Origin of the sequence: Aeromonas sp. R7-4 (assembly GCF_040908055.1) — a bacterium.
Classification (GTDB): domain Bacteria; phylum Pseudomonadota; class Gammaproteobacteria; order Enterobacterales; family Aeromonadaceae; genus Aeromonas; species Aeromonas sanarellii.
The window spans coordinates 71,627-86,566 of record NZ_JBFODA010000058.1 but is presented as its reverse complement, the minus strand read 5'-3'; the positions used below and the strand labels follow the sequence as shown (position 1 = coordinate 86,566).

The 14,940-nt window shown below is 63.7% G+C and carries 12 protein-coding genes; all 12 read right to left on the bottom strand.

Annotated features, from left to right (window positions below):
• Window positions 1-47 precede the first annotated feature (47 nt).
• Window positions 48-452, bottom strand: coding sequence for an 8-oxo-dGTP diphosphatase MutT (gene mutT / locus AB5Y72_RS15755; protein ID WP_174213873.1), 405 nt, complete (start codon window positions 450-452; stop codon window positions 48-50).
• 8 nt (window positions 453-460) lie between these two features.
• A complete protein-coding gene (locus tag AB5Y72_RS15750) occupies window positions 461-1,645 on the bottom strand; it encodes a tetratricopeptide repeat protein (RefSeq protein ID WP_368199199.1) in 1,185 nt (394 codons plus the stop codon).
• Between the two features lie 68 nt (window positions 1,646-1,713).
• The gene (secA, locus tag AB5Y72_RS15745; RefSeq protein ID WP_209794192.1) at window positions 1,714-4,434 is read right to left on the bottom strand and encodes a preprotein translocase subunit SecA; all 2,721 of its coding nucleotides are present in this window, start codon (window positions 4,432-4,434) and stop codon (window positions 1,714-1,716) included.
• A gap of 57 nt (window positions 4,435-4,491) precedes the next feature.
• Window positions 4,492-5,397: a M23 family metallopeptidase gene (locus AB5Y72_RS15740; protein ID WP_209794193.1), complete on the bottom strand. Its 906-nt coding sequence runs from the start codon at window positions 5,395-5,397 to the stop codon at window positions 4,492-4,494.
• A 140-nt stretch (window positions 5,398-5,537) separates the two neighbouring features.
• The gene (lpxC, locus tag AB5Y72_RS15735; protein ID WP_316274202.1) at window positions 5,538-6,461 is read right to left on the bottom strand and encodes a UDP-3-O-acyl-N-acetylglucosamine deacetylase; all 924 of its coding nucleotides are present in this window, start codon (window positions 6,459-6,461) and stop codon (window positions 5,538-5,540) included.
• Between the two features lie 102 nt (window positions 6,462-6,563).
• Complete coding sequence (gene ftsZ / locus AB5Y72_RS15730; RefSeq protein WP_005305686.1) at window positions 6,564-7,715, bottom strand: cell division protein FtsZ; 1,152 nt, start codon at window positions 7,713-7,715, stop codon at window positions 6,564-6,566.
• 39 nt (window positions 7,716-7,754) lie between these two features.
• The gene (ftsA, locus tag AB5Y72_RS15725; RefSeq protein ID WP_025328454.1) at window positions 7,755-9,014 is read right to left on the bottom strand and encodes a cell division protein FtsA; all 1,260 of its coding nucleotides are present in this window, start codon (window positions 9,012-9,014) and stop codon (window positions 7,755-7,757) included.
• A complete protein-coding gene (locus tag AB5Y72_RS15720; protein WP_029314839.1) occupies window positions 8,995-9,747 on the bottom strand; it encodes a cell division protein FtsQ/DivIB in 753 nt (250 codons plus the stop codon). Before AB5Y72_RS15720 ends, ftsA begins: the two co-directional genes overlap by 20 nt.
• Before the next feature lie 97 nt (window positions 9,748-9,844).
• Entirely contained in the window at window positions 9,845-11,299 is a 1,455-nt protein-coding gene (murC, locus tag AB5Y72_RS15715) for a UDP-N-acetylmuramate--L-alanine ligase (protein WP_325783471.1), read from the bottom strand.
• A gap of 111 nt (window positions 11,300-11,410) precedes the next feature.
• On the bottom strand, window positions 11,411-12,478 hold the full coding sequence (gene murG / locus AB5Y72_RS15710; protein WP_161653066.1) for an undecaprenyldiphospho-muramoylpentapeptide beta-N-acetylglucosaminyltransferase: 1,068 nt from the start codon (window positions 12,476-12,478) through the stop codon (window positions 11,411-11,413).
• The gene (gene ftsW / locus AB5Y72_RS15705) at window positions 12,475-13,659 is read right to left on the bottom strand and encodes a cell division protein FtsW (RefSeq protein WP_161653065.1); all 1,185 of its coding nucleotides are present in this window, start codon (window positions 13,657-13,659) and stop codon (window positions 12,475-12,477) included. Before ftsW ends, murG begins: the two co-directional genes overlap by 4 nt.
• On the bottom strand, window positions 13,656-14,939 hold the full coding sequence (gene murD / locus AB5Y72_RS15700) for a UDP-N-acetylmuramoyl-L-alanine--D-glutamate ligase (protein WP_042077606.1): 1,284 nt from the start codon (window positions 14,937-14,939) through the stop codon (window positions 13,656-13,658). The genes ftsW and murD overlap by 4 nt, the downstream gene beginning before the upstream one ends.
• Between the last annotated feature and the right edge of the window lies 1 nt (window position 14,940).

Here is a 14,940-nt window from a genome sequence, read left to right as displayed (position 1 = left end):
TCAAGAAAGGGCCTGACCGGCCCTTTTTCAATGGTTGTGCTCTGCCCTCAGGCCAGCGAGGCTTGCAGCCGCGCCACTATGGGGCCGTTGGCATCCGGGAAGTGGTACTCGTGGAGCGAGGCCAGCGGCACCCAGCGGCACTCCTGCCCCTCCTTGCCGAAGGGCTCGCCATGGAAACGGGTTACCTTCCAGATATCCAGCAACACCTGCTTGTCGGGGTAGTCGTGGTGCAGCTCCATGAAGGGAGCGCAGTCCTGCACCCGGATCCCGATCTCTTCCCACAGCTCTCTGTCCAGCGCGGTGAGCAGGTCTTCCCCCGACTCCACCTTGCCCCCCGGAAACTCCCAACGATCCCCCTGATGGCGATCGGCGGAGCGTTTGGCGATGAAGATATCGCCCCGTTCGTTCTCGATGACACCGACCGCCACCCAGATCCGTTTCTTCTGTTCCATCATTGTCCTCAACGTAAACACGACACACGGGCGATCCAGGGGGCCAGCCGAGCGGCCTGCTTTTCCCCCTGGGCCCTGAAGAGATCCTGCCCCACATGTTCATTGCCCGCCGGGGCCGGCTGCGGCCAGGGGACGACGCCTGCCGGAGCAAAGCAGCGATCATGTACCAGCGCGCTCTGGCGCAGATAGCGCCACAGGCAGTCACGCAGGAACCACTGATCGATATTCGGCGTCTCCATGGTCCTGGATTGATAACCCTCCAGCAGCGGCTGCAAGGGCGGAAGCACGCCGGCCACACCGCCCCACATGCCTGCCAGCACCAGATCGGTGTGGCTCCACCAGTCACGCATGATATGGAACCAGCGCCCCGATGCAAGCCAGTCATCGACCGCCAGCCGCTCCCGCAGATTCAGCACGGAGTCCGCATCGCGCACAAGAAAGCGTCCCACTCCGGGATCATTGGTGACCTGGAAGCGCCAGCACAGGCGCTGACGCAGGGACTGACCGTCGGGTTGCATCCTGACCTCGGCGCCATGCTCCCGCAGGCAGGTCAGCAACTCTCCCGGCACACTGGCATCCACGTAGAAGCGCACCCGCCAGCCGGGATAGAGGTAGGCTGCGGCCAGCACATTGTCGAGCGCTCCCCGCAAGTAACGGGCCTGCTTGCCCCAGAGGGAGAAGGCGATGACGGGCTGCCTCTCCCCCTGCCCGGCCAGCCAGGCTGCCGGCCCCTCTGCCGGCAGCACCCACCCCTCGACGGGCTGCGAGACGGCCTCATCCTTGAGGGTCAGGGCCCGGGCCCCCGCCACCGCGGCTTCGGCATAGCGCCCAAGCTTGGCGAGGGAAGAGCAGAGTCCGTCATAGGTCAGATAATCGGCCGGCTCACGGCGGACCAGCTCGGTCAGATGAACCACGGCCCGCTCATGCTGACCCGAGCGGGAGAGACAGACGCAGAGATTGCGCAGCACCTCGTCGTCCTCGGGCGAGCCCTGGTGCGGCAGCATCAGTACCTGGGCGGCCGAGGCGGGATCCCCTGACAAAAAGAGGTAATAGGCCAACTGCAGCTGCAGGGGAACGGGCTTGATCCTTGCCTCGTTCAGCCTCATCAGCACCTGCTGGACAGCCTGCTGGCGATCCCCCCTCGACCAATGGCTATGTGCCTCGTCATCCCACCCCGCCGGCAGCTTGCTCATCGGCGATCTCCTCCTGTCCCGGAAACAAATACACCGCCCGGAGGCGGTGTATTCATCATGGCAGGGTGTCAGGTCAACTGACCGTGACAGTGCTTGTATTTCTTACCGGAGCCGCAGGGGCAGGGATCGTTGCGGCCCACCTTCTGCTCGTCCCGCACGAAGGTGACGTGACCCGGTTCGGGCTGGGCCTCGTCGTCGGCCAACTGGTTCTCGGCGGCGGCGTGGGTATAGGTGCGGGGAGCCGCTTGTGCCTGCTGGCGCTGCTGCTCTTCCATCGCCTCCACGTCGCGCTCCTGCACCTGGACACGGCTCAGGATGCTGACCACGTCGCGCTTGAGGGTCTCCAGCATCTGGGTGAACAGATCGAAGGACTCGCGCTTGTACTCCTGCTTGGGGTTCTTCTGGGCGTAGCCGCGCAGATGGATGCCCTGACGCAGGTGATCCATGGCCGCCAGATGCTCCTTCCACAAGCCATCCAGGGTCTGCAGCATCACCGCCTTCTCGAAGTTGCGCAGCACCTCCTTGCCGACCAGCTCCTCCTTGTGGGCATAGAGTCTGGTGGCCTCTTCCAGGATGCGCTCGCGCAGCTTCTCCTCATACAGCTTGTCGTCTTCCGCCAGCCACTGCTGCAGCGGCAGATCCAGCGCGAAGTCGGACTTCAGGCGCGCCTCCAGACCCGGCACGTCCCACATTTCCTCCAGGGACTGGGGCGGGATGTATTCGTCGATGACGCTGCCATAGACGTCGTCACGGATGACGTGGATGGTCTCGGAGATGTCGCTGGTGTCCAGCAGCTCGTTGCGCTGCTCGTAGACCACCTTGCGCTGATCGTTGGCCACGTCGTCGAACTCCAGCAGGTTCTTGCGGATATCGAAGTTGCGACCCTCCACCTTGCGCTGGGCGTTTTCGATGGCCTTGGTCACCCAGGGGTGTTCGATGGCCTCGCCCTCTTCCATGCCCAGCTTCTTCATCATGCCGGTCACGCGATCGGAGGCGAAGATCCGCATCAGGGTGTCTTCCATGGAGAGGTAGAAGCGGGAGGAGCCCGGGTCACCCTGGCGACCGGAACGGCCGCGCAGCTGGTTGTCGATACGACGGGATTCGTGGCGTTCGGTACCTATGATGTGCAGGCCACCGGCGGCCAGCACGGCATCGTGACGCACCTGCCAGGCGGCTTTCAGCTCGGCGATCTGCTCGCTGGTCGGGTTCTCCAGCTGGGCGATCTCCGCCTGCCAGTTGCCGCCGAGCACGATGTCGGTACCCCGGCCCGCCATGTTGGTGGCGATGGTCACGGCACCGGTCTGGCCCGCCTGGGCGACGATCTCCGCCTCCATGGCGTGGAACTTGGCGTTCAGCACCTTGTGCGGGATGTTTTCCTTGGTCAGGATGCCGGAGAGCAGCTCGGAGTTCTCGATGGAGACGGTACCGACCAGCACCGGCTGGCCGCGCTGCACGCAGTCGCGGATGTCCTGCACGATGGCGGCGTATTTCTCCTGGGCGGTCAGGTAGACCAGATCCCCCATGTCCTTGCGCACCATGGGCTTGTTGGTCGGGATGACCACGGTATCCAGGCCATAAATTTGCTGGAATTCAAAGGCTTCGGTGTCGGCAGTACCCGTCATGCCCGCCAGCTTGTCGTACAGGCGGAAGTAGTTCTGGAAGGTGATGGAGGCCAGGGTCTGGTTCTCGTTCTGGATCTTGACCCCTTCCTTCGCCTCGACAGCCTGGTGCAGGCCGTCGGACCAGCGGCGACCCGGCATGGTACGGCCGGTGTGCTCGTCGACGATGACGATCTCGTCCTTCTGGACGATGTAGTCGACGTTGCGCTCGAACAGGGTGTGGGCACGCAGGCCGGCGTTGACGTGGTGCAGCAGGCTGATGTTGGTGGCGGAGAACAGGGAGTCCTCCTCCGCCAGCAGCCCCTCTTTCTTGAGCAGCTCCTCCACGAAGATCTGGCCGTTCTCGGTCAGCAGCGCCTGGCGGTTCTTCTCGTCCACCGTGTAGTGGCCGTCGCCGGTGTACTCTTCGGAGTCTTCCTTGTCCTGCTTGACCAGCAGGGGGATCAGCTTGTTGATCTGTGTGTACATGGCGGAGCTGTCCTCCGCCGGGCCCGAGATGATGAGCGGGGTACGGGCTTCATCGATGAGCACCGAGTCCACCTCATCCACCAGCGCATAGTTGAGCGGACGCTGCACGCGCTGTTCCGGCGAGAACGCCATGTTGTCGCGCAGGTAGTCGAAGCCGAACTCGTTGTTGGTACCGTAGGTGATGTCGGCGGCGTAGGCGTCGCGCTTCTGGGACGCATCCATGCCGGGCACGTTGCAGTCGACGGTCAGGCCGAGGAAGGCGAACAGCGGACGGTTCGCCTCGGCATCGCGCTTCGCCAGATAGTCGTTCACCGTCACCACGTGGACGCCGCGGCCGGTCAGGGCATTCAGGTAGGCCGGCAGGGTCGCGGTGAGGGTCTTGCCTTCACCCGTCTTCATTTCGGCGATACGGTTGGAGTTCAGCACCATGCCGCCGATCAGCTGGACGTCGAAGTGGCGCATGCCGAACACCCGGCGGGAAGCTTCACGCACGGTGGCGAAGGCCTCCGGCAGCAACTGCTCCAGGGTCTCACCCTGCTCCAGGCGCTGGCGATACTCGGCGGTCTTGGCCTGCAGCTCGCTGTCGGACAGTGCCTCGAACTGAGGCTCCATCGCATTGATCTGTTTTACAATTTTGCGCAAAGCCTTGAGCGTTCTATCGTTCCGGCTGCCGATAATCTTGGTGAGCAGTGTGCTAATCATGGGTACCAACTGTTTTGGTTATATAAGCGTTCCGTCACTGGAACCTGAAGAAAAAACCTAACCCCGTCTGGCATTCAGAAAGCGCGCGGGGTTGACCTGACGACCATCTTTCAACACTTCGTAATGCAAATGAACTCCGGTCGCACGACCGGTTCGTCCCATCAGGGCGATCTTCTGGCCTTCGTCGACCAGGGTGCCCACATCCACCAGCAACTTGGAATTGTGGGCATAGCGGGTGACCAGACCATTGCCATGGTCTATCTCCACCATGTTGCCGAACTCAGGGTGACGCCCCGCCCAGCTGATGATCCCCTTGCCGGTCGCCAGTATGGGGGTGCCGGGCTTGCCGCGGAAATCCACCCCTTTGTGCATCTTGGCGCGACCGTTGAACGGATCGACCCGGCCACCGAAGCCGGAGGAGATCCAGACCCGCTCCTGTTTCACCGGTGAACCCGAGATGAAGCCGGCATCGGTGATATGGTGATTCATGATGAAGGATTCAAGTACCGACAGCTGCTCTTCGCGGCTGCTGAGCTGACGGTTGAGGTGTTCCATGGAGTCTTGCAGCTCGCCCAGGCTGACTTCCAGGTCCGCATCGTAGGAGGGACCGCCCATGGGAGGCAGCTCCTTGAAGTTGAACTCCTCGGGATCGAGGTCCGCCTTCTCGGTCAGGCGTTCGCCGAGGGCGTTGAGACGACCGAGCTGCCCCTGCATGGTGCCCACCTGGGCCGCCAGCATGGCGAGCTGTTCGCGGGCCTCATCGGCCCCTTGCGTGGATTTTTGCTGCTGCGCCAGGGTCAGCGCCACTTCCAGCGCCTCCATCTTCTGGTGCCAGCTCTGCCAGAGCCAGCCACTCCCCAAGGCCAATGCAGTGAAGAGGATACCGCCGACCCAGGCCAGACGTTGTTTGGGTAAGTGCAACCTGCGGCGCTGCTTACCGTGGAGGATCAGGGTAATGCTCATAGGAATCTGTCTTCTCGGTCAGGTGAGGCCAAGGGCCTGCACGGGCAATAAAACCGGGAGATAATCGGTATTAAAGGATGGAATAAACAAATGACAGGACGTCGGTGCGGAGAGATGACCGACGTCCTGTTGCACAGCTATCAGGCCAGAACCAGACCGTTGTCGTAGTAAGCGATGGGCGCTTTGTCGCCCTCACCCTCGAAGGTCACCAGTTCCCAGGCCTCCTGCTGGGCCAGCAAGGCGCGCAGCAGCTTGTTGTTCAGGGCATGGCCCGTCTTGTAGGCACGGAATTCACCGATGATGCTGCGGTTGCACATGTACAGGTCACCGATGGCATCCAGCATCTTGTGCTTCACGAACTCGTCCTCGTAACGCAGACCGTCTTCGTTCAGCACCCGGTAGTCATCCAGCACCACGGCGTTTTCCAGGCTGCCGCCCAGCGCCAGGTTCTGGGAACGCAGGTACTCGATGTCACGCATGAAGCCGAAGGTACGGGCACGGCTGATCTCTTTCACGAAAGAGGCACCGGAGAAGTCCAGCACGCAACGCTGGTTGCGGCCTTCAAACACCGGATGCTGGAAATCGATCTCGAGATCCATCTTGAAGCCGTTGCGATAGGGGTGGAATTCCGCCCACTTGTCGCCGTCTTCAACCCGGATGCTCTGCTTGATCCGCACGAACTGCTTGGCTGCGTTCTGTTCACGGATACCCACTTCCTGCAGCAGGTAGATGAACGGATGCGCACTGCCATCCATCACCGGGATCTCGGGTGCGTCGACCTCTACATAGAGGTTGTCGATCCCCATCCCGGCCAGGGCGGCAGAGAGGTGTTCAATGGTCGACACGCGGACGCCGGCTTCGTTCACCAGAGCGGTACAAAGCACGGTATCACGCACCTGATCGGCGTTGGCTGGCAGCGCGACCACAGGATTCAGATCGGTACGCAAGTAAACGATCCCTGTGTTAACAGGCGCCGGACGGAACGTCATAGTGACTTTCCGGCCCGAATGCAGGCCCACACCGGTGGCCTGGACACTCGTTTTCAAGGTTCTTTGTCTAATCATGGGCGTATCCGCTTTAACAGCTCAAATTCCTGACCAGATGGTCGTTGCCGGGCCATCTTAGCACAATCCTTAAGCAACAAACAAACCAGAGCCATCAGAGGCTTAGTCTGCCTGTTTGCGCAGGAACGCAGGAATATCGAGATAATCCGGTTCGCGACGAGCCTGGGGCTCGGCGTTCACCACCTTGGCCGGCGCCTCTTCCATCACGCGAGACTGCAGCGCTTCGCTGATCAGGGGCTGACGGGCCGGACGTTCCTGGACCATGTTGTTCTTGACGAGGGTGATGTCGGGCTTGCGCTCGGCACCGATACCGGTGGCCACCACGGTGACGCGCAGTTCGTCGTGCATCTCCGGATCGATGACGGTACCCACCACCACGGTGGCGTTCTCGGACGCGAAGGCCTTGACCGCGTTACCCACGGTCTCGAACTCTTCGATGGTCATGTCCATGCCGGCGGTGATGTTGACCAGGATGCCGCGGGCACCGGCCAGATCCACGTCTTCCAGCAGCGGGCTGGAGATGGCCTTCTCGGCCGCTTCTTCGGCACGGTCGTCACCGGAGGCGGAGCCGGTACCCATCATGGCGGTCCCCATCTCGCGCATCACGGTACGCACGTCCGCGAAGTCGACGTTGATCAGGCCCGGACGGGTGATCAGCTCGGCAATGCCCTGTACCGCGCCCAGCAGCACGTCGTTGGCCGCCTTGAAGGCGTCCAGCAGGGAGATGCCACGCCCCAGCACCTTCAGCAACTTGTCGTTGGGGATGGTGATCAGGGAGTCGACGTTCTTGGACAGCTCCTCGATACCGTGGGCGGCGAAGCCCATCCGCTTCTTCCCTTCGAAGGAGAACGGCTTGGTCACGACGGCAACGGTCAGGATACCCATCTCACGGGCCACTTCGGCCACGATCGGCGCGGCGCCCGTCCCGGTACCACCGCCCATGCCGGCGGCGATGAACACCATATCGGAACCGGTCAGCAGCTCGCGCAGCGCTTCCCTGTCTTCCATGGCGGCGTCACGGCCCACTTCCGGGTTGGCCCCGGCACCCAGACCCTTGGTGATGCCACCACCGATCTGCAGCGTGGTGTTGGCACTGGAGTTGCGCAGCGCCTGGGCGTCGGTGTTGACGGTAATGAACTCAACACCCTCGATGTTTTGACGAACCATGTGCTCGACTGCGTTGCCGCCGCCGCCACCCACACCTATCACCTTGATGACGGCTTCGTCAGTGTGGCTATCCATAAATTCAAACATGTTGTCTCTCCGCTTTATTTGCCTGACTCAGCAAAATCTTTAGAACTCGCCACGCAACCAGTTGCTGACCCGTTTGACCAGCCCACCTACGCTTGCCTTGGCGGCATATTCCTTGCTACTGCCGGTGGATTGATTGGTGCGGCCGTACTGCAGCAACCCGACCGCAGTCGAGTACACCGGCGCCTGTACGTAATCGCTCAATCCCCGGATATTCATGGGTTCGCCCACCCGGACCTGGCTCTGGAAGATCTGCTCTGCGCACTCCACTATGCCTTCGATCTGGGCCGCGCCACCGGTCAAGACCACACCGGCGGCCAGCTGATGCTTGACCCCCTGTGCCTTCAATTCGCTCTGCACCCGCACCAGCTCGTCATTCACCATGGAGAGCAACTCGGTGTAACGGGGTTCAATCACTTCCGCCAGTGTCTGCCGCTGCAGGCTGCGCGCCGGACGGCCGCCGACACTGGGGACTTCAATATTGTCTTCCTTGCTGACCAGACGGCCGAGGGCGCAACCGTAACGCACCTTGATCGCCTCCGCGTCCAGGGGCGGCGTGCCGAAGGCGTAGGCGATGTCGCTGGTGACCGTGCTGCCGGCGTAGGGGATCACCTTGGTGTGACGCAGGGCACCGCCGGTAAACAGCGACATGTCCATGGTGCCACCACCTATGTCCACCACGCAGACACCCAGCTCCTTCTCGTCTTCCGTCAGCACCGCATAGCTGGACGCCAGGGCGGAGAAGATCAGCTGATCCACCCGCAGACCCACCTTCTCGACACACTTCTCGATGTTGCGAGCCATGTCGTTGTGGCAGGTGATCAGGTGCACCTTGGCCGCCATCCGCACACCGGAGAGGCCGACCGGGTTCTTGATCCCTTCCTGATAGTCGATGGCAAACTCCTGGGGCAGCACATGCAGCACCCGCAGCTCATCGGACAGGCGCACCGACTTGGCGGTGTGGATGACGTTGTCCACGTCCTCCTGGGTCACCTCCTCATCGGAGATGGGCACCATGCCGGTCTCGTTGCGGCAATCGATGTGCTTGCCGGACAAGCCCAGATAGACGGAGCTTATCTGGCAGTCGGCCATCATCTCGGCCTCTTCCACCGCGCGGCGCAGGGACTTGACCACGGAGTCGAGGTCATTGACCCCGCCCTTCTCCATCCCGCGAGAAGCGTGGCTGCCCATGCCGATGACATTGAGTTCGCCATCGGGCAATACTTCGCCAACCAGTACCGCCACCTTGGTCGTGCCGATATCCAGTCCGACAATCAAATTTCTATCTGCGGTGTTGGTCATTCACTTTCTCTTCGCTTTTCTTCCAGCCAACTGCCATCCCGGTGTCGTATCGAAGATCCACGTAAGCAACCCGCTCACGGGGCTCGATGACCGGAAAGGCATCGATAAACCGCTGCAGACGAAGCGCGATATCAGAGCGCCCCACAAACAGCTGAATGTTGCCATCCAGGGTCAGTTCCCAGGCATGGCGGGGGGTCAGATTCACCCCCAGCAACTTGTATCCCTTGGCCGCCAGCAGCGTCTCGTACTGATGGCTGGCTTCCAGCACCTTGGCGGCCTGATCATCGGGCCCGGACAACTGCATCAGGGGTTTCTTCACCCTGTCCGGAGCACTGAACACCTCACCCTTGGTGTTGACGAAGCGGTTGCCGTTCCAGCGGGCCGCCACGTCCTGTTCGGTGAGATAGACCTTGATCTTGTTCGGCCACTTCTTGCGTACCGAGACCTGGGCCACCCAGGGCAGGGCGTTCAACCGCGCCTGCAATTCGTTCACGTCCAGCTCGAAGAAGTTGCGAAGCTCGGCACCATCCAGCACGGCGGCACGCAACTCATCGGCCTTCAAATATTCGTGTTGCCCCTGCAGCAACAGCTCGCTCATGGGCAACCGACTGGCATCCGTCAGCCAGTCTTTAACATCCAGCGCAGTCTGGTAGAGCCCCCACATGACCAGGATGAAAAATGCCACCCCGGCGATGAAGCCCCCCTTGGTGCGCCCTTGTGCCCTTGCCTCCACCCGATCGATCCCCGTTTAACGCGCCTTGCCGGCCACTTGCAGACCGGTTCGCCATTATATAGGCCCCGGCTTGGCGGTCAAAATACTCATTGGGCCCTCAGGCACCGGATTTCATGCTATCCACGCTCAATTTCATCTCGCCGAGACGGCGGGCCAGCGCCCCGACGTTACCCGCCCCCTGGGTCAGCACCAGATCCCCCTCGCCGATGAGGTCGGCCAGCACGGCCGGCACGTCGTCAGGCGTTGCGACAAAGATGGGCTCCAGGGTGCCGCGGGAGCGGATGGTACGGCACAGGGCGCGGCCATCGGCCCCTGGGATCGGCTCCTCGCCGGCGGCATAGACCTCCAGCATCACCAGCACGTCCACCTTGGAGAGCACGTCGGCGAAATCTTCGTAGAGATCCCGGGTCCGGCTGTAGCGGTGGGGCTGGAACACCATCACCAGCCGCTTGTCGGGCCAGCCGGCGCGGGCGGCGTTGATGGTCACCTTCACCTCGCTCGGGTGGTGGCCGTAGTCATCCACCAGCATGGCCTTGCCACGGCCGGTCTCGAACTCGCCGTATTGCTGGAAGCGACGTCCCACCCCTTCGAACTTTGCGAGCGCCCGGATGATGGCCTCGTCACCTATGCCGTCTTCGGTCGCCACCGCGATGGCGGCGGCGGCATTGAGCGCGTTGTGGATGCCCGGCAGATTCAGGGTCACCTCCAACTCGCCAGCATCCTTGCGACGGACCCTGAATCGGCTGCGGTTGCTGGTCTGCACGAAGTCCAGCACCTGCACATCGGCGTCATCAGACAGGCCATAGGTGATGGTCGGGCGGGCGATCTCCGGCAGCATGCCGCGGATCACGGGGTCATCCACGCAGACCACGGCCAGGCCGTAGAACGGCAGGTTGTGCAGGAAGTCGATGAAGGTGGCCTTCAACTTGGAGAAGTCGCCGCAATAGGTGTCCATGTGATCCGCTTCGATGTTGGTCACGATGGAGACCATGGGCTGCAGATGCAGGAAGGAGGCGTCGCTCTCGTCCGCTTCCGCAATCAGATAACGGCTGCTGCCCAGGCGGGCATTGGTGCCGGCGCTGTTGAGCAGGCCGCCGATGACGAAGGTGGGATCCCTGTCCGCCTCGGCGTAGATGCTCGCCACCAGGCTGGTGGTGGTGGTCTTGCCGTGGGTGCCGGCGATTGCGATGCCGTGGCGGAAGCGCATCAGCTCCGCCAGCATCTCGGCGCGGCGCACCACGGGGATACGCAGCTCGCGGGCGGCCAGCAGCTCGGGGTTGTCCTGCTTGATGGCGGTGGAGACCACCACCACGCTGGCACCGTCCACATGCTCGGCACTGTGCCCCACGAAGATGTGGGCGCCGAGGGACGCCAGGCGCTCGGTCACCCCGTTGCGGGCCAGATCAGAACCGGTGACCTGGTACCCTTCGTTGGCAAGCACCTCGGCAATACCGCCCATACCGGCGCCACCTATGCCGATAAAGTGGATGCGACGCACGCGGCGCATTTCGGGGATAACGGTACGCAGTTTTGCCAGTTCAACCTTGGTCATAGTTCTTTCTCAATTCGCGGCCACAAGCCATTTTCATTCGGCGACACATGTATTCGGAGACAGGGGGCGCGGCCTTGGCCAGCGCCATCCTGTCCATCAATCTCGTTCGGCTCACCCGGTGGCGAGTCGCTTGCACTCATCGGCCACCCGTTCGGCGGCATCGATGATGGCGACCCGGCGCGCAGCCTGGGCCATGTTCAACAGGGTTTCCCTGCGCCCGGCGAGCCAGGAGAGACGGGCGGCCAGAGCGGCCGGCGTCAGCTCGGACTGGGGCAGAAACTCGGCCGCACCGCCGTCGACCAGGGTCAGGGCGTTGCGGGTCTGGTGATCGTCCACCGCGTGGGGCAGCGGCACGAAGATGGCGGCCACCCCGGCGGCGGCCACTTCGGAGACCGTCAGGGCCCCGGCACGGCACACCACCAGGTCCGCCCAGGCGTAGGCATCCGCCATGTCCCTGATAAACTCGCTCACCTCGGCCTCGACCCCCAGCCCGGCATAGGAGGCAGCCACGGCCTCCCCGTTGCCCTTGCCACACTGGTGGCGCACCGCGATGGGCACACCGGCGGCGGCGACCGCGGGTGGCACCTGCTCGTTGAGGACCCGGGCCCCCAGGCTGCCACCGACGATGAGCAGGCGCAGAGGTTCGGCTGCGCTGCGCAGCACGGGGTCCGGCAGGGCCACCACCTCGGGGCGCACCGGGTTGCCCACCACGGCGGTGCGGGCGTTGGGGGCGAAGGCGCCGGGGAAGGCCATCAGCACCCGCTTGGCGAGGCGGGCCAGCAACTTGTTGGTCATGCCGGCCGCCGCGTTCTGCTCGTGCAGCAAGAGCGGGATGCCGGCAAGCCAGGCGGCCACGCCACCCGGGCCCGAGGCGAAGCCCCCCATGCCCAGCACCACGTCGGGCTGGATGGTCTTGAGCACCTGACGGGCCTGCAGCACGGATTTGACGATGCGGTAGGGGGCCGCCAGCAGCCGCTTGATGCCGTTGCCACGCACCCCCTGGATGTCGATGAAGGAGATGGGATAGCCATGGGCAGGCACCAGCTCCGCCTCCATCCGGTCGGCGGTGCCGAGCCAGTGGATGGTCCAGCCTTGGGCCTTGAGGCGATCGGCAACGGCCAGGCCGGGGAACACATGGCCCCCGGTACCACCCGCCATCACCAGTAACGTCTTGCTCACGAAACCTCCCGCACGCGCGCCTGGGCACTGGCCTGGCGCAACTCGAAATCGATACGAATCAACATGCTCACCGCCACCATCATGATGATGAGGCTGGAGCCGCCATAGCTGACCAGCGGCAGGGTCAGCCCCTTGGTGGGCATCATGCCGCTGGCGGCACCGACGTTGACGAAGGTCTGGAAGCTGAACCAGATGCCGACGCCGATGGCCAGATAGCCTTCATAGAGCCGCTCGGCCACCAGCGCCTGATGGCCCAGCTTGAGCGCCTTGACCGCCAGCGCGAAGATGAGGAAGAGCGCGCCCAGCACGCCCACGTAACCCAGCTCCTCGCCGAGGATGGCGAACACGAAGTCGGTATGAGCCTCCGGCAGGTACTCCATCTTCTGGATGGAGTTGCCGAGCCCCTCGCCAAACCAGCTGCCGCGGCCGAACGCCATCAGGGACTGGGTCAGCTGATAGCCGCTGCCGAAGGGGTCGGCCCAGGGGTCGAGGAAGGAGGTCACCCGCCGCATCCGGTAGGGCTCGGCGATGATCAGGGTCACCACGGCGCTCACCCCCACTAGGATCAGGCCGATGAACTGCACCAGCCGGGCGCCGGCCAGGAACAGCATGCCGAGCGAGGTGACGAACATCACCACCACGGACCCGAGGTCGGGCTGGGCCAGCAGCAGTATGGCCACCACGAACAGCACCGCCATGGGCTTCATGAAGCCGATGAAGCGCTCACGCACCTCGCTCTGGCGGCGCACCAGGTAGCCCGCCAGGTAGACGAACAGGGCCAGCTTGCCGAACTCGGCCGGCTGCAGGTTGAAGGGACCGAGCGGCAGCCAGCGCACCGAGCCGTTGACGCTGCGCCCCACCAGCAACACCATCACCAGCAGCACGATGGCGAGCAGCAGCATGGGGCCGTTGTACTGCTGCCAGCGGGCCATGGGCACCTGCAGCACGAACCAGGAGATGCCGAGCGCCATCACCAGGAACATGCCGTGGCGCTTCACGAACATGAAGGGATCATCCCCCAGGGCTATCCCTTCGGGGATGGAGGCGGACGCCACTATCACCAGCCCCACCGACATCAGCGCCAGCGCCAGCACCACCAGTTGCCGATCGTAGAGACCGGCGGGGCGCGCCGGGAGCAACCAGCGCTGCAGGAAGCCTGCGACTGCGCGAAGGGCGTTCATAACTTCTGTACCAGCTCGGTGAAGCGATCACCGCGCGCTTCGAAGGACTTGAACTGATCCAGGCTGGCGCAGGCCGGCGCCAGCAGCACCCAGTCACCGGGTCTGGCATCGGCCGCCGCCTTGGCGACGGCGGCATCGAGATCCGCCACCCGCTCGGTCTGCTCGCCCAGGGCCAGCAGCACTTCGGCGTCCTGGCCGAAGCAGTACATGTGATCGATCTGGTTGCCGAGCAGGGCCTGCACCGGGCCGAAGTCCTGGCCCTTGCCCTGGCCGCCGGCCAGCAGCAGCAGACGCCCCCTGACGGACTCGCGCACCCCGGCCACGGCGGCCAGGGTGGCCCCCACGTTGGTGGCCTTGGAGTCGTTGATCCAGCGCACCCCGTTCACCTCCCGCACGAAGCGGGCGCGATGGGGCAGGCCCTCGAAACGGCGCAGCACGGCGAGCTGGGGCTCGCGGGGAATGCCGACCGCGTCACACAGGGCCATGGCCGCCAGGGCGTTGGCCTGGTTGTGGGCACCGACGATCTTCATCTCGTCCACCGCCAGCAGCGGCTCGCCGTGCAGGGTCAGCCAGTGGCGGCCCGCCAGCTCGCAGCGGCCATAGCCGTTGCAGTCCAGCCCGAAGCTCTGCCATACCTGGCCCACATCGGGCAGGGTCTGGGGATCGTCGCGATTCACCAGGATGTGCTGGGAGTGCTGATGGATCTCCATCTTGGCGGCGCGGTAGTCGGCCATGCCCTCATAGCGATCCATGTGATCTTCGGAGAGGTTCAATACCACGGAGGCGGCGGCTCGCAGGCTGTGGGTGGTCTCCAGCTGGAAGCTGGAGAGCTCCAGCACGCAGAGATCCATGGGCTGCTTGAGCAATTCCAGGGCCGGGGTGCCGATATTGCCACCGACCCCGACCTTGAGGCCGGCCTCGGCGATCATCTCCCCCACCAGGGTAGTGACGGTGCTCTTGCCGTTGGAGCCGGTGATGGCGATGACGGGCACCTGGGTCTCGCGCACGAACAGCTCGATGTCGCCGACTATCCTGATGCCGCGCTCTGCCGCGGCCTTGAGCTCCGGGGTCGAGAGGGCAATGCCCGGGCTCGCCACTATCATGTGCGCCTGCTTGAGCCGTTCTCCGTCCAGCCCGTGGACGAGCTCCACCTCGGGGGGCAGCTGCTCCTTGCCGGGGGGGTTGGCACGGGTGTCCATCACCAGGGGCGTGACGCCGCGGCCGAGGAAGTAGTCGACGCAGGAGAGTCCGGTTTTGCCGAGTCCGATGATGATGACCATG

Excerpts from the sequence above, each read along its gene's own strand:
- ftsW (WP_161653065.1), bottom strand. The coding sequence starts at position 13,659 with ATGAACGCCCTTCGCGCAGTCGCAGGCTTCCTGCAGCGCTGGTTGCTC.
- lpxC (WP_316274202.1), bottom strand. The coding sequence starts at position 6,461 with ATGATTAGACAAAGAACCTTGAAAACGAGTGTCCAGGCCACCGGTGTG.
- ftsA (WP_025328454.1), bottom strand. The coding sequence starts at position 9,014 with ATGACCAACACCGCAGATAGAAATTTGATTGTCGGACTGGATATCGGC.
- AB5Y72_RS15750 (WP_368199199.1), bottom strand. The coding sequence starts at position 1,645 with ATGAGCAAGCTGCCGGCGGGGTGGGATGACGAGGCACATAGCCATTGG.
- murD (WP_042077606.1), bottom strand. The coding sequence starts at position 14,939 with ATGGTCATCATCATCGGACTCGGCAAAACCGGACTCTCCTGCGTCGAC.
- secA (WP_209794192.1), bottom strand. The coding sequence starts at position 4,434 with ATGATTAGCACACTGCTCACCAAGATTATCGGCAGCCGGAACGATAGA.
- murC (WP_325783471.1), bottom strand. The coding sequence starts at position 11,299 with ATGACCAAGGTTGAACTGGCAAAACTGCGTACCGTTATCCCCGAAATG.
- AB5Y72_RS15740 (WP_209794193.1), bottom strand. The coding sequence starts at position 5,397 with ATGAGCATTACCCTGATCCTCCACGGTAAGCAGCGCCGCAGGTTGCAC.
- mutT (WP_174213873.1), bottom strand. The coding sequence starts at position 452 with ATGGAACAGAAGAAACGGATCTGGGTGGCGGTCGGTGTCATCGAGAAC.
- ftsZ (WP_005305686.1), bottom strand. The coding sequence starts at position 7,715 with ATGTTTGAATTTATGGATAGCCACACTGACGAAGCCGTCATCAAGGTG.